Raw genomic sequence first — 25,724 nt, 5'->3', positions numbered from 1 at the left:
CTCGTAAAGTTCGTCAAGTTCGGTAAGCTCGGCACCCCAAAGTTACGCCGCTTTCAATATCGCACCGATGACGGTCTCGGCGCCGTTCGCGGGCACGAAGACCCGCGTGCGGTACTGGATGATCTCGGTGAAGCAGCCCAGGCTCTTGAGCCACGGGAGCCGCCCGGCGGGTGCATCGACGATTTCCACCCGGTGCTTGCCGTTCACGATCGAGCGCCGGAAGGTCATTTCAAAGGGATGGCTGACCTGGACGGTGCGCCCCGACAACACCGAAGCCGCGATCGCATCCACGGGCATCTCTTCGCTGCGCGCGAGGCCCAGCTTGGTATAGAGCCCGACGACGTGCTGGTCGAACACGAGGCGGCCAAGCCAGCTGTTGCCGTGCTTGTCGACCACGCGGTTGACGGCGAGATGATCGGACGGCAGCGCCGACCAGATCGGCAGAAGGAGCCCGGTCGCGAGACGGATCGTCTGGGTTTCGAGCTGCTGCGCGGCCTCGGCTGCTTCGCTCGCCCAAGCCGCGGCAAACGCCGCCTCGTCGACTTCCTCACAGGCGCTTTCGGCAAGACTGTCCTCCCGCATGAATTCGCGGCGACATGGACGCTGCAGTTCGACGCGCGGGATCGGCTCGCCCTCTTCGCCCATCCACGAACGGGCGCGCGAGCGCAGTGCGGGCTTGCCCGAGCGAGCATTGATAACGAAGGCCGGCTTGTCGGCCCACCGGGCAGCCTCGAGGATACGTTCCAGCGAGATCGGCGTCTTCCGGCGCGCAATCTCGATCGTCAACAGGTGCGTCGTCGCGCCCGAATTGGGATCGGTCCGCAGCACGACGTCGTCGACCACTCTCGCGGTATCGGCCGTGATGGTCTCGACACCGACATCGTGCGTTCCGGCCTCGCGCGCGGCAGCAACCCGGGTTTCGACAAGCGCGAGGAATTCCTCGAAGATCCGGTTCTGCAGCGCGATCGGAAGAGCGAGCAGGCGATTGAGCCAGCGCTGGATCGGCGGCAGCTCGTCCTTCAGGACGCCGTCGCTATCGAAGATTTCGAGGCCGGTGAGCGATGTGAACTCGCCAATCGTCGTGCTCTTGAGCTTGCCATCGTTGAGCAGATGGAACCAGGACACCAGCGCATCACGGGCATAATCGCTTTCGAGATTGTCGGCGGGATCGAACAAGCCCTGCCCTCCGGTTTGGCGCTGCCCGCGCGTCAGGGCGCCCAAGCTGTCGAGCCGGCGGGCAATCGTCGAGGTAAAGCGCAACTCGCCCTTGCAGTTGGTCGTGACCGGGCGGAACAACGGCGTCGATGCTTGATGGGTGCGGTGCGTTCGCCCGAGCCCTTGAATGGCCCGGTCGGCGCGCCATCCCGGTTCGAGCAGGAAGTGCACGCGCTGTTGACGGTTCGCGGCGCCGAGGCTGGCGTGATAGGAGCGGCCCGTGCCGCCGGCATCGGAAAAGACCAGGACCCTCTTGGTCCCGTCCATGAAGGCGCCGGCCTCGGCCTGGCTGGTGCGCGGTGTGCGCGTTTCGACCTTCTGGCGCCCGTCCCCGGTTGTAACGAGCCGTTTCGAGCGCCCGGTCACTTCGGCAACCCGGTCGGCCCCGAAATGCTCGATCAGCGCGTCGAGCCCCGACTTGATCGGCGGCAGCGCGCAGAGATGCTCGAGCAGGCTGTCGCGCGCCGCGATCGCTTCGGGGTTATGGACCGGATGCCCGTCTGCATCGCTCATCGGCCGCGAGAAGGGATTGCCGCTATCGTCGGTGAAGACTTCCATCTGCCGGGTGGGAAAGGCGCGCATCAGGTAGTCGACGATCTGGTCGGTCGGAGAAAGCTCGATCTGGGGATCCGCGCGCTCCTCCGCCGACATCTGCGATAGCCGCCGATCGAGAATCGCTTCGGCCGTGGTGACGAGCTGGACCACCACCGACTGCTCGGCCTCGAGGTGCCGGGCGATCGCGGCGATCACCGTGGGCAGTTTCATCGAGAGGAGCACCTGGCCGAAGAAGCGCTGGCGGGTTCCTTCGAGACGCGAGCGCGCCGCTGCCTTGGCACCGCTGTTGAGCGTGCGCCCTTCGAAGGCATCGACGACATTGGTCGCCTCCAGAGCGGCCTCTAGGTTGGTGTTGATGACTTGCCAGGCCGCGCAATAGGAGTCGTAGATCTCGATCTGGATCGGCGTCAGCTCGTGGCGCAGCACTTCGTATTCGACCCCGGCGAAGCTTAGCGCCCGCGAAGTATAGAGCCCGAGCGCCTTCAAATCCCGGGCGACCAGTTCCATCGCTGCAATCCCGCCCTGGCGGATGCTGGAAATGAACGCGGCGCGGTCGGCGAACGCCGTCTCCGGCCCCCACAGACCGAGGCGAACCGCATAAGCGAGATTGTTGACGTCGGAAGCGCCCGTAGCGGACGCATAGAGTACGCGCGCATCGGGTAGATGGTTCTGGAGGAGTACGCCGCAAATGCCCTGCTGCGATCCTTCCTTGACGCCCAGCGCACCCTCGCCGCCGGCGACACCGCCCATCTCATGGGCCTCGTCGAATGCAATCACCCCGTCGAAGTCGGGGCCGGCCCAGTCGATGATCTGCTGGAGCCGTGAATGCTCCGCGCGCTGCGAGCGCAGCGTCGGATAGGTGACGAAGAGAATGCCTTCCTCCAGCTGGATCGGCTGATCGATCTTCCAGTTGGAGAGCGGTTGCACGTCGGCCGAGAGGCCGGCCAGTGCCGTCACATCGCGCCGGATATCTTCGAGCAGTGGCTCATTCTTGGTGACGAAGATGTGCCGGCGGCGCCCCTGCAGGCGGTTGTCGAGGATACACGCCGCGATCTGTCGCCCTTTGCCCGCACCGGTGCCGTCGCCGAGGAAGAAGCCCTTGCGATAAGCCCTGCCCTCGGGATCAAGCTTGAGCCCAACCCCTTCCTTTTCCGGGACGAACTTGCCGGGCAGCATCTGCGACCAGGCATGGCCTGCGTAGACCACCGTTTCGAGCTGCGAGGAGGAAAGCAGCCGATCGGTCACCGTGCGCTCTGGAAGATGCGGGATGTGGCTGGGGATCGGCGCCGGGATCGAACCCATGGCGACGGATTCGACGAGGGCGGTCGGATGCTCGCCGGCGACATCGAAGACGATCCGGCTCGGCCGGTAGGGCAGATAGACGCCGACCTGTTCGGCAAGCGGGGCCGGGCTTTCGAGTGTGGTGTAAGCGACCGGAAGCACGGCATTGCGCGTAGGCGCGTGATAGGGCCGCGGCGCTACGACCTTGGCCTTGCGCGCGGCGCCGAACATGGCTGGACGGCTGCTCGACACTGGTGTCCGAGCGGCGCCCTCCTCCGCCGCGCCATGCGCATCCCTGCACCGGGGCGGGATGGTCACGCTCTCGATGCAGTGCGCCACCTCATTGCAGTGCACTATGGTCGGCGTGATATCGCCCGGGACCTTGTCGATTACGTAAAGCCGCACGGCGATCTCGGTGCCGTGCTTGCGGTAGCAGCTTTCGAGCCGCAGCGACCGCTCTACGGTGCAACCGGCAAGGATCGTCGCGTAAGCCGCATTGAGACGCGTATTGGCAGCGAACCAGTCGGGCATGACTGCAACCACGCGGCCTCCGGCGCACACCCGCTTGATCGCCGCCTGGAGGTGCCGCAGCGCGGCAAGCGAGTCCGCGCCGCGCCCAAGGCTGCGCGCGAAGGGCGGGTTCATCAGGACGACGCTTGGCTTTGGGAGGCCGGCATGAAGGCTGACAAGGGCCGCGCCGTCGTGGCCGCTGATCGCCGCGCCGGGAAAGACATGCGCGAGGCGTTCGCGGCGGCGGTCGTCGATCTCATTGAGCTGAAGGCCTGCACATGGCCCAACTTGCGCGATCAGTAGGCCATTGCCCGCGCTGGGCTCCAGGACAATGTCCTCAGGACCAATCGCGGCGAGCAAGACCGCCAGGCCCGCAATATCGGCGGGGGTCGAAAACTGCTGGAGATCGATCTGCTCTTCGCTGCGCACCGTCTGCGTGGGCAAGCGTCCCATCAGGCCGGACAGGGCTGCAAGATCGCTCAGCGACCCAAGCCCATGGCCGCTACGCGAAAGATGGAGGGCAAGCGCGTGCTCGAGCATCTCGAAGCTGTCGCGCTGGGTCCAGTGGCCGTCGGCGTCGCTGCCGCCGAAAGCCAAGGTCATTGCCTCGTTGAGGTCGCGGCGGGTGATGTTTGCCCTGCCGCCCAGCAGTTGAGCAATGTGCCGCGCCGCCGGGGCATCGGTAACGGCCGGAAAATCGAGTAGGTCGCGCATGGAGGTCTCCTGGGCTTGGCTGCCCACCGGCAGCTCACCCCTCTCCTCCCCCTCCTCTCTTCATTGCCGCGAGCCGCCCCGCCCAGTCCTTGGCCCCCGATGGGAAGTCCGTGCGGATCAACCGCCCGGCCTTGGCATAGGCCACCGACGCGCGGTTGACCGCGCGGCGCCCGGCAAGGTCGTCATCGCCGGCAAGAATCAGTTCGCTCACGCTGTCGGGAATGGTCACCAGGCCGAAGCGGCGCGACCCCAAGCTGGCCCAGCAGGGAAGCCTGTGCAGCAGCGACCATGCCCGTGCGGTTTCGAAACCCTCGGCCAGCCCCAGCGTGGGCCCAATCCCCCCACCCCGCCAGGCGCCGAGGCCCAGCGGGCCAAGCGTGGCTTTCTCGGTGTACATCGCCGTTTCGGGATCGAGGAAGATCCGCTGAAGCGCCACGAGCCGCTGGCCCTCGCGCACGGCCACTAGAAGCGCCGGCTTGAAGACGGTGTGGGGTCTCGCGCCGCGTGGACAGCGCGGATGGTACCGGACATCGCCCGGCGCCGGCAACAGATGGCGCGAAGCGAGATACCGTTCACCAAGCGTCCCCATTAGGGGCATGGCCTGGGACCAGAGGCGCTCGACGTTTGCCCCGCCGCTAACAGGCCTTTTAGGCGGCCCAGGAAAGTGCCCCGATACTTGCACCCGCTGGAGTTCGCTTAGGACATCGGCGGAATTGCAGCCGGCAAAGCAGGTCACAAGGATGCCCCTGTCGCCTTGCCGCAGCGAAAGGCTCGGATCCCGATCGACATGGGCCGGGCAGCGGCACATCGCATAGTTCCCGTGCCATGTCCCCCGCAGTGTCCCCACGAGATCGATCAGGGCTTGCGTGGGCCGCCGCGCTACGACCGCCATGGGGCACTCCTGCCTAGGCGAGTTCCTGCGTATGTATTTGTCTCAGCGTGGCGGGCGACGACGCCCTGCCCGGATGACGTGCACGGAGGCGTGAACGTGAAAAGGACGCCAACAGCGCGCCCGCTCGAAGTGGAAAGATGATGTTCCATCATGGTTCTACCGTGTGACGCGGCCACAAAAAGCCTGGACCAGACGCACGGAGCCGCCCGGCTTCCCGATGTCTCGGACCCACCACCCCGACCTCCCTCTCCGCTCTTGCCTCAATTCTTCCGGACTGCTGCAACTCGAGATGCCGCCTCACGGGATACGGCAAGGGCACACAGAGACTGGAACTCTAGAACTCCAACGCAGCGAGGATCGCCGCCATTGCCGCAGGCTCATCCATGCCGGCTCGCTCGACTGTCACGATTTGGCCGAGATGCTGCATGCGGGGGTGCGTGATTTCCTTGGCCGCGAGATACTCACGGCTGTCGAAACCCATGGCCTCCACAACAACCGTACGGATCTCGCCGGTCATCCTTGAGCGTGCTTCGAGCACGAAATCCGGCCGGCAAGGGCCGTCCGCAGTGAGAACATCGAACAAGGGTTTCTCTATTGCCAGGTCGACGCCCCGGGCATGAAGGAGGTGCTGGCAGCGCAGGATGATCCGCAAGATCGTACGTTCGAACTCGGAGTCTACGGGCAGGAACATTCGGCCACTGAGAACCGGCTGGGCATAAGCGCGCAGCGGTGCATAGCCTCTCGCTTCTGGATACTGGCCCACTACGACGAGCACCAGGAACGGGCCGCTGATGCGGTTGCCCCGGACCGACGGCGACTGGACGCGATTGGCGATCCCGAGCGTATCACCACCTGGCAGCGTGATCTGGTGGCTCTGAATGGCGGGCGCGTAAAGCAACACGAAGCCTTGCGGAGCATGCTCTCTTGGCCACTGCGGCTCCAACGCACGCAAGGCGGCATAGACCGCCCGGGCCTGCAACGGACGGGCATGCGTCCATAGGACGCGCTCGAGGTCGATGCCCGGCGCAGCTTCTATCCGACCTGCCGCGCGAGTTAGCGCCGCGAATTCGTGCCTGATGGAGCGTTGCTCGCCAAAACTAAGCGGCGCGGCGCGATGGACATTGGCTGCCGCCATCAAACGCCAGAGCAAGCGCGCAAGCCTGGGAATGGAGGCGCCGCGTGTGCGGTCGTCGCTGGCGTCGTCTTCGGGGCGCTGGGAAAGCTTTTCCGGGGCGGGTTTCAGGACTTCGAAGAACCCTTCGGGCGGATCAAGGGGCGTCGAGCGTGACCGGACCTCGGTCAGACGATTGGTGACCTGATCGCGGAAAAACGGGCAATCGCCTCGGTGCTCGGGACGTTTGGGGCTGGTGAGGCGGCGCAGATAATACGTCTCGGCCTCGGACAGAAACGCTGGGGTTAGGATCGGCGGAGCGCTTCCGCTTCCAAGGCAGCCGCAAGCGATCCATCGGTGCCCGATCCGCGCATTCTGAACCAATGCGATCCCTGCTTGCTCATCATGTGCATCCCCTTCCCCGATGTACCAGCGCACGAGAGCCTCCTGCAGAACCGCTGGAAGGGGAATTCTGTTTGACGCCTTCCCGTCGGTATCGCGCTCAATCAGCCACATCAGGAAACTCTCCCGAACCGTCGGATGAGAAAGTATTCGGTGCGATTGAGACGTTGACAAATCCAATCGATGCGAACTTCAATCATCACATCGAAGCGAGGGAGCAGCTCATGCATCGGTACTGTCCGGCATTGATCAGCATTATATTGGCGTTTTCCGTCGACTCCGCGTCGGCCCGTCAGTCTAACGTCGTGCGCACCGTCCAGCTCATCGAAATGGGCCGATTGCCGCATGCGAGCCGATCTGAAGTTGCAACTCCGGATCCTGCGCAAGCAGAAGCCGTGTCCTTTCAAGTGTTGGACCTCAATCGCCGTTACGTGGCGGACCGAATGGCACTGGAGTTCGAGGCAGCGAGAAAAACCGCGAAAAGCAGCGCCTCGACGGGCTTTCCCGTCGCCGCTCGATCTTCCATCGCGGTGCCAGATTGGATGACCAGTGCATCCTTCCCCGCCATGTCCGCCTTTAACGCCGCTTGCAGTCCAATAGGCTATCGTCCTTCGGGTATCCTCAAGGCGGCTGCCGAAGCCCGGCGCTCGGCCTGGTACGCGGCGATGAGCGCGATTGCCTGCGAGCAAGGTATACCAACCGGCCTTTTCGATGCGCTGATCATTCGCGAGAGCCGCTACGACCCTGGAGCTGTATCGCCCAAGAGCGCAAAAGGGCTCGTCCAGCTTGTGCCCGGTACCGCGGCTTATCTCGGCATCGATCCGGACGATCCGGTGCAGAACCTCAGAGGCGGCGCGAGATATCTGCGAGAACAGCTCGACCGCTTCGGTCAGGTACATCTCGCTCTTGCCGCTTACAACGCCGGCCCTGCCCGCATCCGTGGCGGAATGGTGCCCCAGATACGCGAAACGCAAGACTACGTTGCCGATATCCTGGCCAACTGGTCTCGCCTGAGCCGCGAGGCCGCGATCGCATCGTTCTGATATCGGGTTTCGAACGGCCGGCGAAAGCTGCGGCGACATCGCGCTATTCGCCGTTATCCCTTAAAAACCGCAGATCCCTGCGCTGCACCATCCGGCTGTAAGTCGCGGTCAACTCTCTGATTATGCAGGCCTGGATGAACTCACCGTGCTCAGGCCGCACGTCATCCCACTCCAAACCATCAAGATCTGAAACGATATCGGGAATAGCGCTGCTGAGCCCCGCGACGATCGTTGCGATCAGACCGACGAGCCTGTCCAGGCCATGTGGTTCGACGCAGTCGCCGGACAGGATTTCCTGCGCGACGGTCGCTTCCAGCTGTGTGATATCGAGCGCGTCGAGCAAGGCATGGATTTCGTCGAGGCGAAGTGGGCGCCGCTTTCCGCAGTCCCTATGCAAGGTGTAATGCATTCTGCTTCTGCGCAGACCGGTTCTCATCGCCAGATCGCGGTAAGTAAGCCGTTCGGCATGCATTCGGTGCAGAATGAAATCTGCCAAGCTGAAGGTTTTTCGGTGCGCATATTGCTGCGGCCCGGCGTCGAACATTGGTGATCCCATAGCCCACCTTTCTGCTGTGTCGCTTATTGGGTAGTCCGGGTACTCGAGATAACAATAAAATTAACCATCGCAATCAATAGGACTTTGCGATCAATCGGTGAGATCAACCTCGTTATAGGTAGAAAGGCGTAGGACTGCGCGCCCATGCACTACGGCGACACAGTTCAAAGCGGTCCCGATGTTTGCGCAGTCGTAGAATCAGACCAACCGGCGGCTTGGTGTCCCTTCTAATGGACAACCGTCCACAATACCGAGTTTCACGTCCATGGAGATGACACTCGGTCCATTTTCATGGACAATACCGATATAACGACTGCAATTACTCTCAGGTACGAGATAAATGCCGCATCGAACCGGTTGCCATCCCAATTCTGATTGAAGTGAACGTGCGCAATTCCTCAACTGTGGGTCGGGCGCAACGAAAGGCGCTCGCTCTCAGGAGAAGCCTTCATGAAATCCCTGCTCACGAAAAGCAGCCGAACCGACTTCACGGTTATCGCTGCAACCGCCGTCGCCCTCGTGGCAGCCACCGTGGCCTTCGCCGGACCGGCGTTCGCTGGCGCCGACACGACATTCGATACCGCGCTCACCCAGTTCACCGGGTTCCTCGAAGGCTCGGGCGGCAAGATCATCACCGTTCTCTCTCTTGCCGGCGGCATCGTCGGCCTCGCCTCCGGCCGCTTCAGCCTTGGCCAGGTCGCCATCCCCGTTGGCGTGGGCGTCGGCGCGGGCACGGGTATTCCGATCGTCACTTCGACCGTCACCGCGACGATCTGATCCCAAACGGCGGCGGAGCGGCAGTTCCACCGTCATGGAAGGCGGCGCGGTATGTCAGTCGACCGATATGTGATCCCTTCTCATCTCGACGATCCTGAGCTGATCGGGTTTTGGACGCTGGATGAGTTCCTGGCCATGGTCATCCCCTTCATCTGGGGGATCCTGTCCCAGCACATCGTCATCGGGATAGGCTTTGCCTTCCTTGGCTGGTGGGTTTTGAGGAAAGCCAAAGCTGGGCGGGCAACATCATGGCTGATCCATCTCGCGTATTGGCATTTGCCCGGCGGGTTCCCCGCGCTGCGCGCCACGCCGCCTTCCTACCTCCGGCTGATGGTGGGCTGACATGGAATTTTCGTACCAGCACGCACAAAGCCAGCGGATCCTGCGACAGCGCAATCTGCTTGGTCTCGTATCGCTCGGCCTCGCCGGCGCGCTCGGCCTCATGCTGCTCTTCGCCGCGACGCGCAGCCGCGAGGTGGTTCTGCAGCCGGTGCTGCGCTCGCCGCTGACGCTTTCGAGCGGCGGCGTCTCGCGTGAGTACCTCGAGCTCATCACCCGCGATACCGCGATCCTGACCCTCGATCGGTCGCCCGGCAGCCTCGACTACTGGATGACCTCGGTCCTCGAGATCGTCGCCCCGCGCGCCCAGGGCAAGATCAAGGCGGATCTTCTGCGCATCGCCAATGAGCAGCGCGGCTCCAGCATCTCGCAGTACTTCCAGATCCAGTCGATGGAGATCGACACCGGGGCCCTGACCTCCTCGGTCACCGGCAAGCTCAACACCGTCGTCGGCCAGAAGGTGATCTCCAGCGACATCCGCACCTTCCAGTTCGCCTGGGAGTACCAAGGCCTCTCGCTGAAGCTGATCGGCTTCGGGATGGTCCACCCCAAGAAGAAAGAAGAGGGCGTGTCATGACATCGACCCCGTATGCGATCGGCGCCTGCGCCATTGGCGCGGTCCTGGCATCGCGCTGCTCCTGCCTCGTCAGTCGCACCTTGGGCGCGCTGCTCGTCGGCACGGCGGCCGTCGTGCTGGCGGCTCCAGCTCATGCCACCGGCGACCAGACGCTGATGGCGTCCGACGGCAGCCAAGTCGACTGCAACGCCTCGGCGCGCGACCTCACCCGCATCAGCCTCGTCGAGGACGAATTCGCCGCAGTCTCCAAGATCAGCACGGGCAATCCGACCGACGATTTCAGCGTCGTCAACGAACCGGTGCGCGGAGACATCTATCTCTCGGTTCCCGACGGCTTTGCGCGGCCCGCCCTCTCTTTTTTCGCGACCTCCAAGCGCGGCTATGTCTACAAGTTCGTCTGCCGCATCGCCGGCGACCAGGCAGTGCAGGTGTTCATCGCCAACCCGGCGATCGCCAAAGCGGATGCAGCGCAGGCGGTGCCTTCCGGCCCCCAGCAGGTCAGCTCGCAAGATCAGGCCATCGCCCTCGTCCAGGCGATGTACGCGAACCGGATTGTCGATGGCTACGAGACGCGCCAGCGCGCGCTGCGGCCGGTCTACGTCGGCGACCTCAAGGTGCAGATGGTCGCCGAGTATCGCGGATCCGAGATGACCGGCCGGGTCCTCAGGATCGAGAACAAGGGTACCCAGGACGCCGCGCTTACCGAGGCCAGCGTCGCGCCCGCCTCTGCGCTGGCCGTCTCGATCGCCGAGCCGCGCCTTGCTCCGGGCAAGGTTACCACCGCCTACCTCGTCACTCGCAGCGGGAACTAAGCCATGGCGCTCAAGGATATCTTCTCGCGGGGCCGCAAGCCTCTCGACGGGCCAGAAACCGGCAGTGATGCGGGCGTATCGCCAGTACCCACCGAGCTCGAAGAAAACGCCGCAGCGCGCAAGAAGCAGCGGATGCTGCTCGCCGGCGCCGCCGGGATCGGCGTCGTCGCCTCCAGCTTCTGGATTTTCGGCGACACCGGCAAGGTCCAGGGCGAGGAGGGCCCCAAGGGCGACAAGATCACCGTCTCCACCAACGACATGCTGAACCGCAACCTTTCCGAGCAGGAATGGATGGCGGCCTCGGAAAATCGCTTCCAAAGCCAGGAAAACCAGCTGCGCAGCGTCGATGGCACCAATGCCAAAGTCGCTCAGCTCTCCGAGCAACTCGAAGCCCTGCGCGCGCAAAACCAGTCGATGACCGCCGATGGTCAGCGCGTGGTGAGCGCCTATCAGTCGGAGAACGAGCAACTGCGCCGGCAGATCAATGACCGCGCCGCGCCGGCAGTGCCGCCGCCAGGGCCCGCGGCGCTCTACGGCGCCGGCATGCCGACCTACCAACGCCCGGATGCGGCGGGCGCCGCCGGGCCGGGCTTGGCCCCTGCCCGTTCCAGCGAGGTCAAGATGGTGTCCTTCACCAGTGGCAACACCGGCACGGCCAGCAAGGTCGAGAAGGGAAACACGGTCTACACCGACAGCCCCAATTATCTGCCGCCCAACAGCTTTGCGACGGCCAAAGTGATTGTCGGCGTCGATGCCGCCGCCGGCGTGCAGAGCCAGACTGACCCGCTGCCGGTGGTGCTGCGCATCACTGGTCCCGCGCGCTCGGTGCTCCAGAACGGCAAGCTCCTCACCACCAAGATACAGGGCTGCCTCATCAACGGTGCCGCGCGCGGCGAACTTTCCAGCGAGAAAGTCTACGTCAAACTGCAGAAGATGACCTGCCCGCAACCTGGCGGCCGTTATGCGGTGTCGGAGGTCAAAGGCTTCATCGCCTTCGGTGGCAAAACCGGCGTGCGCGGCCGCGTTGTCAGCCGCGAAGGCGGACTGGTCAGCCAAGCCTTCATTGCCGGGCTATTTGGCGGGTTCGGCAGGGGCTTTGCCGCCAATTCAAACAATGCCCTCACCCAACCCAGCGTCATCATCGATGGCAAGCGGCAGGACCTCTCGATGGGCGACATTGCCAAGGGCGGCCTCGGCGAAGGCATTTCGCAAACGGGCGACATGGTCTCGAAATACCTGATCGAGCGCGCCGAGCAGTACCAACCCGTGATCGAGATGCCCACCGGCATCGATGTCGAAATCGTCTTCTTGGAGGGTGTCTATGTCCGGAACTGAAACCAGCTGGCGCGTCCATCTCCCGACCAGACAGGTGATGCTGCCGCTCGTCTGCTCCGCGATCGGCATGCTGTCGATCGCCGCCGCGCCTTACGCCGCCGAAATGGCAAGCGGCAGCGGCCAAGTTGAAGAACGGCTGAAGGCCAGGCTTCCCAAGACCAAGGTGACCTCCGTCAACTGCGACAAGGTCGGCGGCCTCTGCGAAGTGACCGCCGGCAGCAACCTCTTCTACATCGACCGCTCGGCGCGCTACCTCGTGATCGGCCGCGTCTACGACATGGAGACGCGCCAGGACCTGACCGCGGTCCGGCTGCTCGAGATGAACCCCGACATGCTGGTCGGCGGGGCAGCGAAAGCCAGCGCCGCCGGCGGCCCGGAGGACGCCGCAGAACTTGCCGCCCATCCCGCGCCGTCCGCCCAGGCCGCACAGGCGCCAATCCGCAAGCTCCCGCTCGATACGCTGCCGAAGGATGGTGCGATCGTCTGGGGCAATCCGGCAGGCAAAACCGTCACGGTCTTCAGCGATTTTCGCTGCGGCTACTGCCGCGCGCTCAGCAACACGCTTGCCGCGATGGATGTGCGGGTGATCGAGCGGCCGATCTCGGTGCTCGGGAGCCGCGATCTCGCGGACAAGGTCTACTGCGCTAAAGACCGCGCCAAGGCGCTCCATGCTGCCTATGCTGGCGAAGCCCTCGCGGCCGGCAAGCCCTGCAACACCTCGGGGCTCGATGCCAATGAGGCCTTCGCGCGCAAATACGGTCTTGGGGGAACCCCGGTCATCGTCCGCGAGGACGGCTCGGTCCTCGAAGGCTATCGTCCAAGGGAGTTCCTTGCGAACTGGCTGTCGGGAGCAGGCTCGTGATCCGGCCTCGCCTCGCTTTTGCCGCCGGTCTCGTCGGCGGCCTGCTCGGCGCCGGTGCTTTGGCGGGATGCACGACGCTCGGTGGCAATATCAAAGGCGACTTTGCCTGCCGGGCACCCGACGGCATTTGCGCGCCCAGCGCGACGATCGACGATCAGGCGCTCGCGCTCATTTCGGGAGAGGACGGCGACCGTCTGGTCGCGCCGGCAGGTCCCTACCTCGAACCGCCAGCTGAGGGCCGCGGTTTCCAGAAGGCATCGGCCCCGGTGCGGACGCGCGAGCGCGTGCTGCGGATCGTCTTTCCCGCCCAGATCGACGCCGCCGGGCGGCTTCATGAACAGACAGCCGTCCACGCCGTTGTCGAACAGGGTAATTGGGCGGAAGCCCTTGCCGCCAGTGCGATCGCAACCTCGCGCGAAGACGTCGCTGCCGCCACCGGGGCGGATACGCTGCTGGCCGCCGTCGAACGCGCCGATCCTCCGCTTATCGATATGTTGCCAATCGACAGCGGCGTACCCAGCGCCGAGGCCGTGGCCCTCGCCAGGTCCCAAACCGGCCCCGCCCGGGCAGCAAGCACCGACCCGGTCGGCGACATCAAGGACCAGGTGACACGCACGCTGCTGACGCCGCGCGGTACGCCGACGGCGCTGCCCCCGGCCAAGCGAGCGCCGACCGCCGCAGCGAACGTTACTCCCGCGCAAGCGGCAACGCCGGCAGCGGCGCCGCCAGCGCCAGTAGCATCCGATCACAGCAGCCCGCGCCCCGTCGCCAGCACGGCGCCCTCCATCGCCGTGCCCAAGTTTGCGACGCCGGAAGGGAAGGCCGCGATCGCCGCCGTCGCTGCCAACCCGGCGATCCGAGCAGGCCTCGATCGCGGGGAAAGCGAAGCCAACATGGCTGCGCAGAATCCAGCGGTTCCAATGCTGCGCGCCGCGCCATTTCCGGGGCTTCAGCCATGAATATGCTGCGCAGCATAATGGCCTCGCTGCTCGGCGATGACAGCGCACCCGAGATGGCCCGACCCGACACCGCAGTGCCGCGGCTCGTCCACTGGCTGCCCTATCGCAGCTTCGATCCGAGGACTCACCTCTTCTACAACAACGCCTCGCGCGGCTTCGTGCTCGAGGCCGCGCCGATGATCGGGGCGAGCGAGCGCTCCGCCGACATCCTGACGCAGTTCCTCTCCGAGGGCATCCCGACGCCGGGCACGCTGCAGATCCATGGATGGATGAGCCCGCGCGTCAGCGAACGGCTCTCGCAGTGGTACCTGCCGCGCTACTCGGCTGCCGGCGTCTACGAGCGAATGGCAAAGCACCGCACCGAATACCTGCTGGGCGGTGTGTGGAATTCGCTCTCGACTTCGGCCCCCTTCTGCCTGCGCAACCACCGCCTCGCGATCTCCTATGCGACGCCGGAGACAAGCCGGGTTTCGGGCGAGGAAATCGTCGCGGTCATGGAGGGGCTGACCTCGGCGCTGGAATCGATCGGCATCGAGGCGCGCCCGATGGATCCGCAGGCGCTGATCGCCTGGATCGACGACATCACCTCGCCGACGACGGCCCCGGGCGACGACACGATCGTCTACAATCCCTTCGACCCGATCGCCGACCAGGCGGTGCGACACGACCTCGAGATCAAGATCGAGCCCGATCGCATCCTGCTGCGCACCGAGCGTTTCCGCCCCACCGGCAAGATGATCGACGAGGCCCCGGAGATCGGCGAGATCTACCCCGACGTCTTCGATGTACGCTCCTTCTCGGTGCGAAACCTGCCGCAGCGCTGGGCGCCTTGGGATATGGCCAAGCTGATCGGCGACATGTTCGCCGACAAGCTGCGCATGCCCTGCCCGGTCTCGACCAACCTCTGCCTCGACTTTCCCGACGCCGAGAGCGAGGGCCTGCGGGCAAGCCGCAAGTTCATGCGCACCACCAGCCTTGCCGATTCCAAGTCGGCGCGCATGCTGCCCCAGCTCAAGGACCAGTCGGCGGAATGGAAGTTCGTGAAGGACGAACTGCGCCAGGGCCGCAAGTTGGTGCAGGCCTTCTTCTCGGTCACGTCCTTTTCGCCCAAGGGCAAGGGCGATGCCAACGAGCGGATCCTAAAGTCGGTGTACCGCGCCGCCGGGTGGGACCTGCTCGACGATCGCTATCTCCAGATCCAGGGCCTGCTCGCGGCGATGCCGATGACGATGGCCAACGGCCTCTCGTTCGACCTCCGGAACATGAAGCGGCTGCGCACGGTGCTCACCACGACCGCCGCCAGCCTCGCGCCGCTGCAGGGCGAATACCTTGGCGGCAACAATCCGCACATGATGCTGATCGGCCGGCGCGGCCAGCCCTTCTTCTGGTCCCCTTTCGAGAACAGCGCCGGCAACCACAATGTCGCGGTGTTCGGCAAGTCGGGCTCGGGCAAATCGGTGGCGCTGCAGGAACTCTGCGCCGCGCTCTGCGGCGCAGGCGCCAAAGTCGTGGTCATCGACGACGGGCGCTCGTTCGAGCACTCGGCCAAGCTCCAGGGCGGTGCCTTCGTCGAGTTCACGATGTCCTCGGGCTTTTGCATCAACCCGTTCTCGATGATCGACCCCGAGATGGCCGCAGCCGACGAGGACTACCTGCTCGACTGCTTCGCGATGCTCAAATCGATCGTCAACCAGATGGCGCGGCACGTCGACAAGCTCAATGACACCGAGCGCGGGCTCATCGACGGCGCGGTCAACGAGGTCTGGAACCGGAAGGGCCGCAGCGGCTCGATCGACGACGTCATCGCCGCTCTCACCGAGACCGGCAACCCGCTCGGCGCCGATCTCGGCATCGCCATGCGCCCGTTCTCGTCGGTCGGCACGTATGGCCGCTTCTTTCAGGGCGAGGTCTCCTTCGAGCTGAAGGCGAACCTCACGGTCTTCGAGCTCTCGGACCTCGCTTCCCGCGAAGAGCTGCGCTCGGTGGTGCTGACCGCGATCATGTTCATGGCCTCGCAGATGATGCGCCGGGTCGACCGCAGCATTCCCAAGGCGCTGTTGCTCGACGAAGCCTGGCAGATGCTCAAGGGCGGCTCGATGGCCGACTTCATCGAGGCTTATGCCCGCACCTGCCGCAAGTACGGCGCTTCGCTGGTAACTGCCACGCAGAGCCTCAATGACTACTACAAGTCGGACGGCTCGCGGGCCGCGCTCGAGAACAGCGACTGGTTCGTCATCCTGCAGCAAAAGGCCGAGACGATCGCGGACTTCAAGAAGCACGACCGCTTCGAGATGGACGACTACACCGACGCCCTGCTGCGCTCGCTGAAACGCAGCGGCACCGAATATTCCGATGTCATGATCAAGGGGCCCGACACGCTCGCGGTGGGCCGCCTGGTGCTCGATCCTTATTCGGCGACAGTCTTCTCCTCCTCGCCCCGCACCTTCGCCCAGATCCACGAACTCCTCGAGCAAGGCTTCACGATGGACGGGGCGATCGAGCGTGTCGCCTTTCCGGATAACCCCGAGAAATGGGGCTGCGATGATGCGGCTACCATTCCCATGGCTGCGGAGTGACCAGCATGGCGATGCGCACCTCGAAACCGAACAGGGATGCCTGGAGCAAGCCCGATATGGGCTACCTCCTCTATGCTGCACTTCACAGTGCCGGCGTGCTGGCAACGACGCTGCTGATGACCTGGGGCGTGTTCGTGCTTTTTTTTGCAGCGATCGGCGGGTTCTCCCTCGCCGGCGTCATGCACCAGCTCGCCAACATGTCGAACCGCTATCTCGCGGCTGACGCGGACCGTATCACGCAGTTCCGGGCGCTGGTCTTTGGTCTCCACCTCATTGTGGGCGGCACAATCCTGTTCTTGCGCCGCGACAACCTTCGCCCGCGCGATCCCCTCCCACGGGAGCACAACGCATGACCGAAGCCAGTCCGACCTTTGACTTCATCGATGAACCCGAACCGGCCGCGCCCCAGGCAAGCAAGCGCCGCACGGTGTTCGCCGGCTACACGGCCGGGCAGCTTTTTGCCGGCATCGGTGTCCTCGGCCTCGTAGTCTGGGGCATGTGGGTGACCCGCACGATCACCGCCGATCCGCCCCAGCGCATCGTCAAAGCCAACCTCTCCGGCATCGTCGGCGACTATGTCCAGGCGCAGGCGCGCAGCACCAACCCGCCCCAGGAAGTCGAGGCGCAGATGCGCCAGTTCATGGCCTCGCTCGACACCGAGCTTCAGCGCCGCAGCGCCGCAGGCCAGGTCGTGCTGGTCGGTGAGGCTGTGCTTTCCAAAGGCGTCCCCGACATCACCCCCGAGGTGGTCAAGGCCGTCTACGCCTCGGGCGTCGGGCGGCCACAGCCCGCATCGGCGCAGCAAATGATGCGCAGCGGCCCGGCAGCATCCCCGATGTCGCAAGGGCTGATCCCGCAAGTGCCCGTGCCCCAACTGCCGACCGGAGCAGCGCCGATGGCCGCCAGCCCATTCGGGCCCTGGCAGGGTTTCGCGCCGGACGATGCCGGCGCGGCCGGACAGGGAGCTAGCGGACAGGGCGCCGCCGGCGCGAGCGTTTCCAGCTTTGGAGGGGGCTATGCCGCAGGCAATCCTTGAGCGCTGCGCCGATCCACACCCCAAAGCGAAGTGGCGCCCGAAGAGCCGCCGCTGGGCCGCGCTCGGCCTCTTCATCGGCTGCGGCATTGCCCATTCGGCGGTCAGCGAATGGCAGGGCAGCCATGCCCTGCTCATCAACACCTCGGAATCGCTGCCGAACTGGGCCTTCGTAATCCACAAGACCTCGGTGCCCCAGCGCGGCGACTTCGTGTTCTTCGTGCCGCCGCCGGGCTCTCTGCTGGTCCGGCATTTCGGGGCGAAGAAGCAGCTCTTCGGCAAGATCGTCTACGGCCTTCCCGGCGAAAGGGTCGAGCATCTCGGCGCCGAGGTCGCCGTGAACGGCCGTGTTGTCGGCCGCATGAAGCCGCGCACACGGCTTGGGGAACCGCTCGCAGAAGGCCCTACCGGCGTGATCCCGCCGCGCTGCTATTACGTCGGCACGCCGCACAAGGACGGCTTCGACAGCCGCTATGCCGCCATCGGCTTTGCCTGCGCGCGGCAGATCGTCGGCGTCGGAAAGGCGATCCTGTGATGCGGCCGGCATGGACCACGCGCCAGGCTCTTGCGCTCGCCGCGCTCTGCACACTGACGCTGTCCTCGGCCGGGCGCGCCAGCGATCACGGCGTGGTTGGGCAGACTTTTCCGATCATCGAGACCGACCTGCTTTCTACGATCGAACAGCGCCTGCAGACCCTTCAGGCCTCCGGCGGCATCGAGCGGATGAACGCCGAGTTCGCCCGGCGCACCGAGGCGAAAGTGCGCCGGCCGCCCCCGGTCGCCGGGATCACCGCTGCGACGGAGACCCGCGCCTGGGCTTACGATCCCACGATCGTCATCGACGAGGATGTCCGCGACCAGAAGGGCAATCTCGTGGCCCAGGCCGGGCAGCGGGTGAACCCGCTCGATTTCGTGGCCATGCGCCAGGCGCTGGTCTTCGTCGACGGCGATAGCGCCGAGCAGATGGCCTGGGCCACTGCACGCTATTCCGATCTGGGTGCCAAGATCATCCTCGTCAGTGGCTCACCGATCGAGGAGATGACGAAGCGCCGGCGCCGTTTCTACTTCGACCAGGAAGGCCGGCTCAGCGGCAAGTTCGGGATCCGCCACACCCCGGCGGTCGCCGAGCAAAGCGGCCGGATCGTCAAGCTCACCGAGATCAAGCTGAAGGGAGCCCCGTGATGCCGCTCTGGCTCGATTTGCTGCGCACGCCGATGGCGGCACCGGAAACCACGCGGCTGCGCCGCATGCGGCGCACTTTCCAGCTGCTCTGCGTGAGCACGGCCCTCGCCGTCATGGCCATCAAGCCGCTGGTCGTCGTGCTCGGACTGCGCGCCCCTCTCGTGATCGGCGCCTTGCTTACCTTCTGCGCGCTCCACGCCCTGCGCTATGCGCGCGAAAAACACCGTGCGGACACGGCCTGGATCGCAGCCCTTACTGAGGAGCATCCATGACGGCTCTAGGCAAAATGTGGCGCTGTATGCGGTCACCCATCATGTTTGCGCCGACTGTCGCTTTCGGCCTCGCCATGGTTCCACTGGAACAGGTCGACATCGGCACGATCGCCCTCACTGCCATGTTGCTTTGCGCGTGGGCGCTCTCCGGGTTGCTTATGTCTGCCCTCGTGGAAATCCTGCCCCCTGCCCGTGACAGTTTTTCCGAAGGTGGGCCGACGCCGAGTCGCGAATGGTGGAACCGGGCTCTCGTCGCCGGCTTTCTCGTTCTTCCCATTGCCCCCGGCCGCGCGCTTTTGATCGGGATTTGGCTCGCCGCTCTCCTCTGCCTTGCCTTCGTCAGCGGTGCCCGCGAAGGTGAATCGGGGAACGAGCCATGATGGCTCTGCGAACCCTCATCGCCGCTTTTGCGCTGTTTTATGCGGTGGCGCTATTTCCGCCTTCCGCCCAGGCGCAATCGCGCTGCACCGGCAAATTCGTCAATCCGATCACCGACGTATGCTGGTCCTGCCTGTTCCCGATGTCGATCGGCGGGCTCAGCATCTGGCCCAGCACCCGCCCCGACACCAGTAACCCCTCGCTTCCCATTTGCGCCTGCGGCAGCCCGATCCCGCGCATCGGTATTGCCGCGGGGTTTTGGGAGCCCGTGCGGCTCGCCGATGTGTCGACCAAGCCTTGGTGCTTCGTGAACCTTGGCGGCATGAAAATCGCCCCCGGCTTCGACATCGGCAACGGCTATGTCGAGGGGCCATCCCAGATAGGAGGCAAGGCCCAGAATACGTCCAAGTGGCATGTCCACTGGTACGTCTATCCCCTGCTCTACTGGATGGAGATCCTGACCGATTTCCTCTGCTTCGAGCAGGCGAGCTTCGACATCGCCTACATGACCGAAGTCGATCCGCTCTGGCAGGACGATGCGCTCACCACGATCATCAATCCAGAAGCGGTGATCTTCGCCAATCCGATCGCGCAGGCGGCCTGCGCTGGCGATTGCATTGCCGCAACGCTGCGCCTGCCGCTTGATGTGACGTTCTGGTGCGCGGGCTGCCAGGGCTCGATGTATCCGATGAACGGCAACATCGGCGCCTCGATCGACCACGTCCAGGCCTCGCGGCTCGCGCTCTCGCGCTTCACTTTCAAGATGCACCGGCAAGGCCTCGCCTGGGGGACGATGGGCAGCAAGGGCCTATGCGAGAAGTACCTCATGCCGGTGCTCAAGAAGCAGCAATACCGCGTGCAGATGACCAACCCGACCCCGACGGTCAGCGGCAAGGCCGGCTGCTCGCCGATCGGTGCCTCCACGTTGCCGCCGCAGGCCGGCCGCGCCTTCCCGGTCCAGGGCGAGGACATGGGCTACCTCATGTGGCGCAAGCGCAATTGCTGCGTGCTCTAGGAGAAACGAGATGCGACGCTCCAGCATAGCCCTCGCCGCGCTCCTAGCCGGCGCCGGCGCCTACCAGGCCATCGCCCAGACTGTGGACGGTCTCGATCTCGATGCCATCAAGCGGCGTTCGAGCGAGGCGGCCGGAGATGCCGACGCTTTCGTCGCCCAGGTGCAGAACCGCGGGGACGCCTTCCGCGAGGACGCTCTCGCCGCCCAGAGCCAAGGCACCGACAGCCTCTCGGGCCTCACCGCGAAACATGTTCCGCAAAATGGCGAGGGCCCGGTCGATTTCGATGAGATCATCGAGGGCGCGTCGCAGAATGTCGCGGCCAGGAAGGGCGAAGCACCTCAGCTCATCGTCTTTGCCAGCCTGTCGATGCCGCCGCCCGCGCTGCGCCAACTGATTGCCGATACCGGCAAGGCCGGCGGCATCGTGGTGTTCCGGGGCTTTCCGAACAATTCGTTCAAGGCCTTTTCGGCGGCGCTCAGCAAAGTCGTTACCGAGCGGGACCAGCTCTCCAACGTCGGCATCGATCCGCGTCTGTTTCGGGCCTTCGCGGTCACAGCCGTGCCGACGTATGTCGCGGTATCCTCGGATTTCGACCTCTGCTCAGGCTTTCATTGCACGACGCAGGTTCCGCCCCACGACCGCATGACCGGCAACGTCTCGGTCGGCTATGTGCTCGAGACTTTTGCCGGCGGGAATGGACCCGGCGCCGGCGTCGCGGCCGTCGCGCTGCGCAATCTGTCGAGGGCCAGCTGACATGCGCTGCGGCGGGCTCCTTCCGCTGCTGATGCTGGCTTTCGCCAGCCCCGTACTCGCGCAAACGACAGTCCAGGAAGCGCGCGAGGAAGGCAAGGCCTTCGGCAAGGGCAAGAGCGCCAACGACGCGCTGGTCCCGAGCGAGGGCATGCAAAACCAGGTGCCCTTCTACGCCGGCACCGACCTGCCGCAGAGCCAGTACTTCGACGATCCCGACAAGCTGGTGGCCGACGGCGGCGCGCAAGCGAGCAGCAGCGAGGCCGTTGCCATCACGACGGACCGGGCGCGCACACGCGCCCAGTTCGATGCGCAGGAGATCCTCGCCACGACCGCGCGGGCCAGCGAGATTGAGAGCAATCCCGATGCCTACCTTCAGGGCGAGCAGCTCGGCGGCGATACCGGGTCCTGCACGCCCCTGCCGCAGGGCGGCGGCAACGTCAGCTACTATGAGGCGACCTGCAACTACGGCGCCGCGATCAAGGAAAGCAGCCCGATGTGCACCGCGCCGTTGGTGGTGGCGACCGAGGGCGGCGAGCCTGCCTATAGCTACAAGTGCGACGACTACTATTACGCGCCCGCCGCCAATCGCAGCCGGCTGTGCTCCAGATTCGATCCCTATCTCGCCTCGGGCCAGTGCAGGGTTGCGGACCCGGACATCCTGACCATCCGGATTTGCCTCCAGTCGGGCCCGAATGGCGGATGTTATGAGCCGGATTTCATGACCGGCCAGCGTCTCGAGTGTTCCAGTCCGGTCATCACGGACCTGGCCTACACCAAAATCGACGAGGGCCATGTCGTCAGCGAGGCAGTAGATGAAGGGCAGTGCAGTAATGCCACGGCGGGTAAGACCTGCGAGCTCGTTTCCGAAACCTGCGTCGATGCCGATCCCTCTACAAGGACGATCAACGGCGTATCGGTCACCCGCGCCTGCTGGGCCTGGCAGCGCAGCTACCAGTGCCATGCCATCTCGCAGGGCAATGACTGCGGCGATCTCGATGCCAATGCGCAGTGCACATATGTGCGTGACGAATGCATCGATGACGAGGACGATCCGAACTACGATCCGGCCGCCTGCAAGGTCAGCCAGAAAGTTTATCGCTGCCCGGTGCCGAGCAGCGCGGAGCCTTCGCCCAAGCAATATGTCTGCGGCGATGATGTCTACTGCATCAATGGCGACTGCGAGCCGATCGAGCGGGAGGCTTCGACTGAGTTCAAGGACGCGCTCGTTGCGCTCCATGCGCTGGGTCAGGCCGGAGACGAGTTCGACGAAGACAACTTCACGGTCTTCTCGGGCGATCGGCAGACCTGCCACAAGCCGGTTTTCGGGCTCATCAACTGCTGTGCGGGCAAGACCTCGGGCCTGTTGACCCTTGCCGCCGGCGGCGCGGCGCTGGCGGGCGGCCCGGCCGCGCTTGCCGCCGTGGCAACGCCCTTCCTCACCCTCTTCGCCTGTTCGAGCGAAGAGAAGATGCTCGATGTGAAGGACCGGATGGGCTTCTGCCACAAGGTCGGAACCTACTGTTCCTCCAGCATTCTCGGCATCTGCCAGAGCAAGAAGACCGCCTACTGCTGCTTTGAAAGCAAGCTCTCGCGCATCCTCCAGGAGCAGGGCCGCCCCCAGATCAACAAGCCTTGGGGCAAGCCGAAGAAGGAGCAATGCGAGGGCTTCACCATCGACGAGTTCGCCCGGCTCGATCTCTCCTTGATGGATTTTACCGAGGTCTACTCGGAATTCACCGACGCCGCGAAGCTGCCCGACGAGGTGAGCACGCTCGCCGATATCCAGACCAGGATCCAGGACTACTATGACCTCCATACCAGCCAATGATGCGGGCGATGGCGAAGGCCTGCTGCTCTCAGCCATCGATATGTCGGTCCTCGATCTCGCGATCTTCCTGCGCGTGCACCGCGCCGACCGGCCGACCCTGGCCGGCGAAGTGTCGGCAACGGTCGAGCACTGGTTCGCGTGCCCGGTCGATCCCCGCGAAGTCGAGCGAGGGTTTCGCCGGATGCTCGAGCGGGGCTGGATCGTGCGCCGAAGCGGCGGCGTGCGGCCCACGGTTGCTGGACGCCGCCATAGCCGCACCCACCTGCGCGGCCTTGTCCGGATGATGGACCAGGGCACCAAGATGCTCGACGTCGCGAGGCTGATGTCGGTCCTGAACCTCGCGATGATCGAACTCGATGGGGAGCATGAAGTCGATGATGACCAAGATGCCTGATGATCGCGCGGCCACCAGCGCCGGAGAGTTCGCCGTTGCTGCAGCCATCCTGCTAGCCCTGACCGCACTCGCGCCCGGGCCCGCAATGGCCGAGGACGAGGCCGCACCGCCGGCCCCTATTGAGGCGGGCGAGGCGGGCGACGACTTCTACTGCCGCGAGCGAAAGCTGGGCCAGTGGTTCTATTGCGAGAAGCCGCGAGCACAGCCGCCCCAACGGCCGGCAGCGCCCGAACCCACACCGAGCGAACGCATGGCGGCAATTGCCAAAGAACTCGACGAGCTCAAGGCCCGCGCAATCCTCGATCCCACCGAGGAAAACGTGATCGCCTATGTGCGATTCCAGCGCGAACAGCTCGACCGTGCATCGCTGTTTGCGGACACCTGGCAGCGCGCGCTCTGGCAGAACCCCGACATTGACTACACGCTGCAGCGACCGGTCTCGACCGTCGCCAAGCGAGCATGGTCTGATAATCGGACCGCCGACCGCGACGAGGTCCTGACGCACCTCAGCCAGCGCTATGGGATGTTCTACTTCTTCGCGCAGAGCTGCGGCGCCTGCGAGATTTTCGCGCCGATCCTGCGCTCGGTCGCGGACTCGCACGGCCTCGCGGTCATGGCCGTCTCGATGGACGGCGGCCCGAGCCGCACCTTCCCGAATTACGTGGTCGATTCCGGGCAGCGCGCCCGGATGGGGGTACCCGGCAATGCCACGCCCGCGCTCGTGCTTTTCGACACCGCGACCCGCAAAGCCGTGCCGATCGGCTTCGGCATCATGTCGGCCGACGAGATCATGGAGCGCATCTTCATGCTCACCAACACCAAGGTCGGGAGTGATTACTGATGAACCCGCTCCAGAGCCCTTCCCTCGCTTCGCCGTGTCCGACTTTGCCTGACCGCACCCTCCCGCGCTTGCGCGCCAAATCCCGGCGGCTTGCCGCCGGCGCCATGATCGTCGCGGCCGCCAACATGGTGCCGACCGGCATTGCCCGCGCCGATGTCGCCGGGCAGATGAACTCGTTCTTCAATGACGCTGGCGGCGCTGCCAATGTCACCGGCCCGACCGCCTACGAGGGTCAGTCGGCCGGCTACTATTCGCTCGGCAATGTCTGGACGCGCTTTCCCCAGAAGAGCGTCTCGCTGTTCAATCTCCAGCTTCCAAGCGCCCGGGCGGGCTGCGGCGGCATCGACCTTTTCACGGGATCGTTCTCGTTCATCAATGCCTCCGAGATGGTCGCGATGCTCAAGGCGACCGCGAACAATGCCCTGGGCTTTGCCTTCAAACTGGCGATCGACAGCGTCTCGCCGATGATCGGCAAGATCATGGGCGAATTCCAGCAGGCCGCCCAGCAGATGAACCAGATGAACATCTCCTCGTGCGAGGCTGCGCAGGGACTAGTGGGCGCGGTCTGGCCCAAGATGCAGGGAGCGCGCTCCACGATCTGCGCCTCGATCGGTAACAGCCAGGGGGTCTTTTCCGACTGGGCGCGCTCGCGGCAGGGCTGCGGGGCCGATGGCCAGCTCGACAGCGTGCTTGAGGGCAACAACGACCCGAAAATGAACGAGCATATCCCGGGCTCGCCGCGCAATTACACCTGGCAGGCGATCAAGCGCTCGAACAAGTTCGGCTCCTTCGACAAGGGCTTTGCCGAATATCTGATGACCGTCGTCGGCACGATCATCACCAACCCCAAGGCCACCGATGGCGCGTCTATCCAGTACATCGGCCCGGCCGAGGACGCGGTGGTGACCGCCCTTCTCGACGGCACCCAAACAGGCAATTCGGTCAAGGTCCTCACCTGCGACGATGAGGACGAATGCCTGAACGTCACGGAATCGAACCTCTCCGTGCCGTCGAGCGTCGCTCTGCGCCCTCGCGTCAAGGCGATGATCGTCTCGATGAACGACAAGATCCGCACCGATGCTGCGCTGAATGCCGCAGAGCAGCAGCTTCTCACGATGACGACGGTGCCGCTTTACAAAATGCTTGCCGTACAGGCGATGGCGCATGCCAGCTTCAGCGACGGCGAGGTCGACGCGCTTGCCGAGATCGTCGCAGTCAACCTTTTGAGCGCGATGATCGAGAACATGCTCGACCGCGTGAGCCAGTCAGAGGTCCACTTCCAACCGGCAGACCAGGCCACCGCCGAAACCTGGCGCAAGCAGCTCTCCGAGGCGCGGGGAAAATACGCCGAACGCGACGTGAAGGTGAAGAACACCCTCAACGTCACGATCGCGCTGATCAACAAGTCGGTGATGCTGGAATCGACGCTGCAGAACACGATGTCGCCGGGCATGGCGGCCGCGCTCAACTTTTCGCGCGGCCTCAATGCCCAGGGCCTCAACTAGCAGCGC

General features: G+C 64.7%; 25 protein-coding genes. 21 read left to right on the top strand and 4 right to left on the bottom strand.

What is annotated here, in order from left to right:
* Positions 1-42: 42 nt before the first annotated feature.
* The 3 genes from V7066_RS05790 to V7066_RS05780 form a co-directional block, all read right to left on the bottom strand.
* Entirely contained in the window at positions 43-4,275 is a 4,233-nt protein-coding gene (locus V7066_RS05790; RefSeq protein ID WP_132469985.1) for a strawberry notch family protein, read from the bottom strand.
* A gap of 34 nt (positions 4,276-4,309) precedes the next feature.
* A complete protein-coding gene (locus tag V7066_RS28775; RefSeq protein ID WP_442947307.1) occupies positions 4,310-5,083 on the bottom strand; it encodes a DUF7146 domain-containing protein in 774 nt (257 codons plus the stop codon).
* Positions 5,084-5,501: 418 nt separating this feature from the next.
* The gene (locus V7066_RS05780) at positions 5,502-6,794 is read right to left on the bottom strand and encodes a hypothetical protein (RefSeq protein ID WP_054435046.1); all 1,293 of its coding nucleotides are present in this window, start codon (positions 6,792-6,794) and stop codon (positions 5,502-5,504) included.
* On the opposite strand from V7066_RS05780, the gene V7066_RS05775 reads away from it, so the two are divergent.
* The gene (locus tag V7066_RS05775; protein ID WP_243692770.1) at positions 6,755-7,723 is read left to right on the top strand and encodes a lytic transglycosylase domain-containing protein; all 969 of its coding nucleotides are present in this window, start codon (positions 6,755-6,757) and stop codon (positions 7,721-7,723) included. The two genes, V7066_RS05780 and V7066_RS05775, sit on opposite strands and share 40 nt — an antisense overlap.
* A gap of 43 nt (positions 7,724-7,766) precedes the next feature.
* On the opposite strand, the gene V7066_RS05770 is transcribed toward V7066_RS05775, so the two are convergent.
* Complete coding sequence (locus V7066_RS05770; protein WP_054435040.1) at positions 7,767-8,267, bottom strand: hypothetical protein; 501 nt, start codon at positions 8,265-8,267, stop codon at positions 7,767-7,769.
* Between the two features lie 462 nt (positions 8,268-8,729).
* Between V7066_RS05770 and V7066_RS05765 the strand changes: the two genes are divergently transcribed.
* From V7066_RS05765 to V7066_RS05670, 20 genes are all read left to right on the top strand, one after another.
* A complete protein-coding gene (locus tag V7066_RS05765; RefSeq protein WP_054435037.1) occupies positions 8,730-9,056 on the top strand; it encodes a TrbC/VirB2 family protein in 327 nt (108 codons plus the stop codon).
* 51 nt (positions 9,057-9,107) lie between these two features.
* A complete protein-coding gene (traL, locus tag V7066_RS05760; RefSeq protein ID WP_054435036.1) occupies positions 9,108-9,398 on the top strand; it encodes a type IV conjugative transfer system protein TraL in 291 nt (96 codons plus the stop codon).
* 1 nt (position 9,399) lies between these two features.
* Positions 9,400-9,972, top strand: a complete 573-nt coding sequence (locus V7066_RS05755) for a type IV conjugative transfer system protein TraE (protein ID WP_054435033.1) — start codon at positions 9,400-9,402, stop codon at positions 9,970-9,972.
* Entirely contained in the window at positions 9,969-10,784 is an 816-nt protein-coding gene (locus tag V7066_RS05750; protein WP_054435030.1) for a type-F conjugative transfer system secretin TraK, read from the top strand. Before V7066_RS05755 ends, V7066_RS05750 begins: the two co-directional genes overlap by 4 nt.
* Positions 10,785-10,787: 3 nt before the next feature.
* Entirely contained in the window at positions 10,788-12,119 is a 1,332-nt protein-coding gene (locus tag V7066_RS05745) for a TraB/VirB10 family protein (protein ID WP_054435027.1), read from the top strand.
* Entirely contained in the window at positions 12,106-12,981 is an 876-nt protein-coding gene (locus tag V7066_RS05740; protein ID WP_054435025.1) for a DsbC family protein, read from the top strand. Before V7066_RS05745 ends, V7066_RS05740 begins: the two co-directional genes overlap by 14 nt.
* Positions 12,978-13,940 (top strand): TraV family lipoprotein, encoded by a 963-nt coding sequence (locus tag V7066_RS05735; RefSeq protein ID WP_132469981.1) that lies wholly within the window; start codon positions 12,978-12,980, stop codon positions 13,938-13,940. The genes V7066_RS05740 and V7066_RS05735 overlap by 4 nt, the downstream gene beginning before the upstream one ends.
* Positions 13,937-16,516, top strand: a complete 2,580-nt coding sequence (traC, locus tag V7066_RS05730) for a type IV secretion system protein TraC (RefSeq protein ID WP_054435020.1) — start codon at positions 13,937-13,939, stop codon at positions 16,514-16,516. Before V7066_RS05735 ends, traC begins: the two co-directional genes overlap by 4 nt.
* Before the next feature lie 5 nt (positions 16,517-16,521).
* Entirely contained in the window at positions 16,522-16,869 is a 348-nt protein-coding gene (locus tag V7066_RS05725; RefSeq protein WP_054435056.1) for a hypothetical protein, read from the top strand.
* Positions 16,866-17,552 (top strand): type-F conjugative transfer system protein TrbI, encoded by a 687-nt coding sequence (locus V7066_RS05720; RefSeq protein WP_082370131.1) that lies wholly within the window; start codon positions 16,866-16,868, stop codon positions 17,550-17,552. The genes V7066_RS05725 and V7066_RS05720 overlap by 4 nt, the downstream gene beginning before the upstream one ends.
* Entirely contained in the window at positions 17,533-18,084 is a 552-nt protein-coding gene (locus V7066_RS05715) for a S26 family signal peptidase (protein WP_054435016.1), read from the top strand. Before V7066_RS05720 ends, V7066_RS05715 begins: the two co-directional genes overlap by 20 nt.
* A complete protein-coding gene (gene traW, locus V7066_RS05710) occupies positions 18,084-18,731 on the top strand; it encodes a type-F conjugative transfer system protein TraW (protein WP_132469979.1) in 648 nt (215 codons plus the stop codon). The genes V7066_RS05715 and traW overlap by 1 nt, the downstream gene beginning before the upstream one ends.
* Positions 18,731-19,003: a hypothetical protein gene (locus tag V7066_RS05705; RefSeq protein WP_054435013.1), complete on the top strand. Its 273-nt coding sequence runs from the start codon at positions 18,731-18,733 to the stop codon at positions 19,001-19,003. Before traW ends, V7066_RS05705 begins: the two co-directional genes overlap by 1 nt.
* Entirely contained in the window at positions 19,000-19,383 is a 384-nt protein-coding gene (locus tag V7066_RS05700) for a hypothetical protein (RefSeq protein ID WP_132469977.1), read from the top strand. Before V7066_RS05705 ends, V7066_RS05700 begins: the two co-directional genes overlap by 4 nt.
* A complete protein-coding gene (gene traU, locus V7066_RS05695) occupies positions 19,380-20,396 on the top strand; it encodes a conjugal transfer pilus assembly protein TraU (RefSeq protein WP_054435006.1) in 1,017 nt (338 codons plus the stop codon). Before V7066_RS05700 ends, traU begins: the two co-directional genes overlap by 4 nt.
* A gap of 10 nt (positions 20,397-20,406) precedes the next feature.
* Positions 20,407-21,150 carry a type-F conjugative transfer system pilin assembly protein TrbC gene (gene trbC, locus V7066_RS05690; RefSeq protein WP_132469974.1) on the top strand — a complete coding sequence of 248 codons (744 nt, stop codon included), beginning with the start codon at positions 20,407-20,409 and terminating at the stop codon, positions 21,148-21,150.
* A gap of 1 nt (position 21,151) precedes the next feature.
* Entirely contained in the window at positions 21,152-22,978 is a 1,827-nt protein-coding gene (locus V7066_RS05685; RefSeq protein WP_132469972.1) for a conjugal transfer protein TraN, read from the top strand.
* Positions 22,956-23,372 (top strand): hypothetical protein, encoded by a 417-nt coding sequence (locus tag V7066_RS05680; RefSeq protein WP_054434999.1) that lies wholly within the window; start codon positions 22,956-22,958, stop codon positions 23,370-23,372. Before V7066_RS05685 ends, V7066_RS05680 begins: the two co-directional genes overlap by 23 nt.
* Positions 23,356-24,213, top strand: coding sequence for a conjugal transfer protein TraF (locus tag V7066_RS05675; RefSeq protein ID WP_279388392.1), 858 nt, complete (start codon positions 23,356-23,358; stop codon positions 24,211-24,213). The genes V7066_RS05680 and V7066_RS05675 overlap by 17 nt, the downstream gene beginning before the upstream one ends.
* Before the next feature lie 104 nt (positions 24,214-24,317).
* Positions 24,318-25,718, top strand: a complete 1,401-nt coding sequence (locus V7066_RS05670) for a conjugal transfer protein TraH (protein WP_207906153.1) — start codon at positions 24,318-24,320, stop codon at positions 25,716-25,718.
* Positions 25,719-25,724: the final 6 nt, after the last annotated feature.

The sequence above is a fragment of the Novosphingobium sp. genome (genome assembly GCF_036820275.1).
Taxonomy (GTDB): Bacteria; Pseudomonadota; Alphaproteobacteria; order Sphingomonadales; family Sphingomonadaceae; genus Novosphingobium.
The sequence above is the reverse complement of the archived record's forward strand: the minus strand, read 5'-3'. Positions and strand labels throughout refer to the sequence as shown.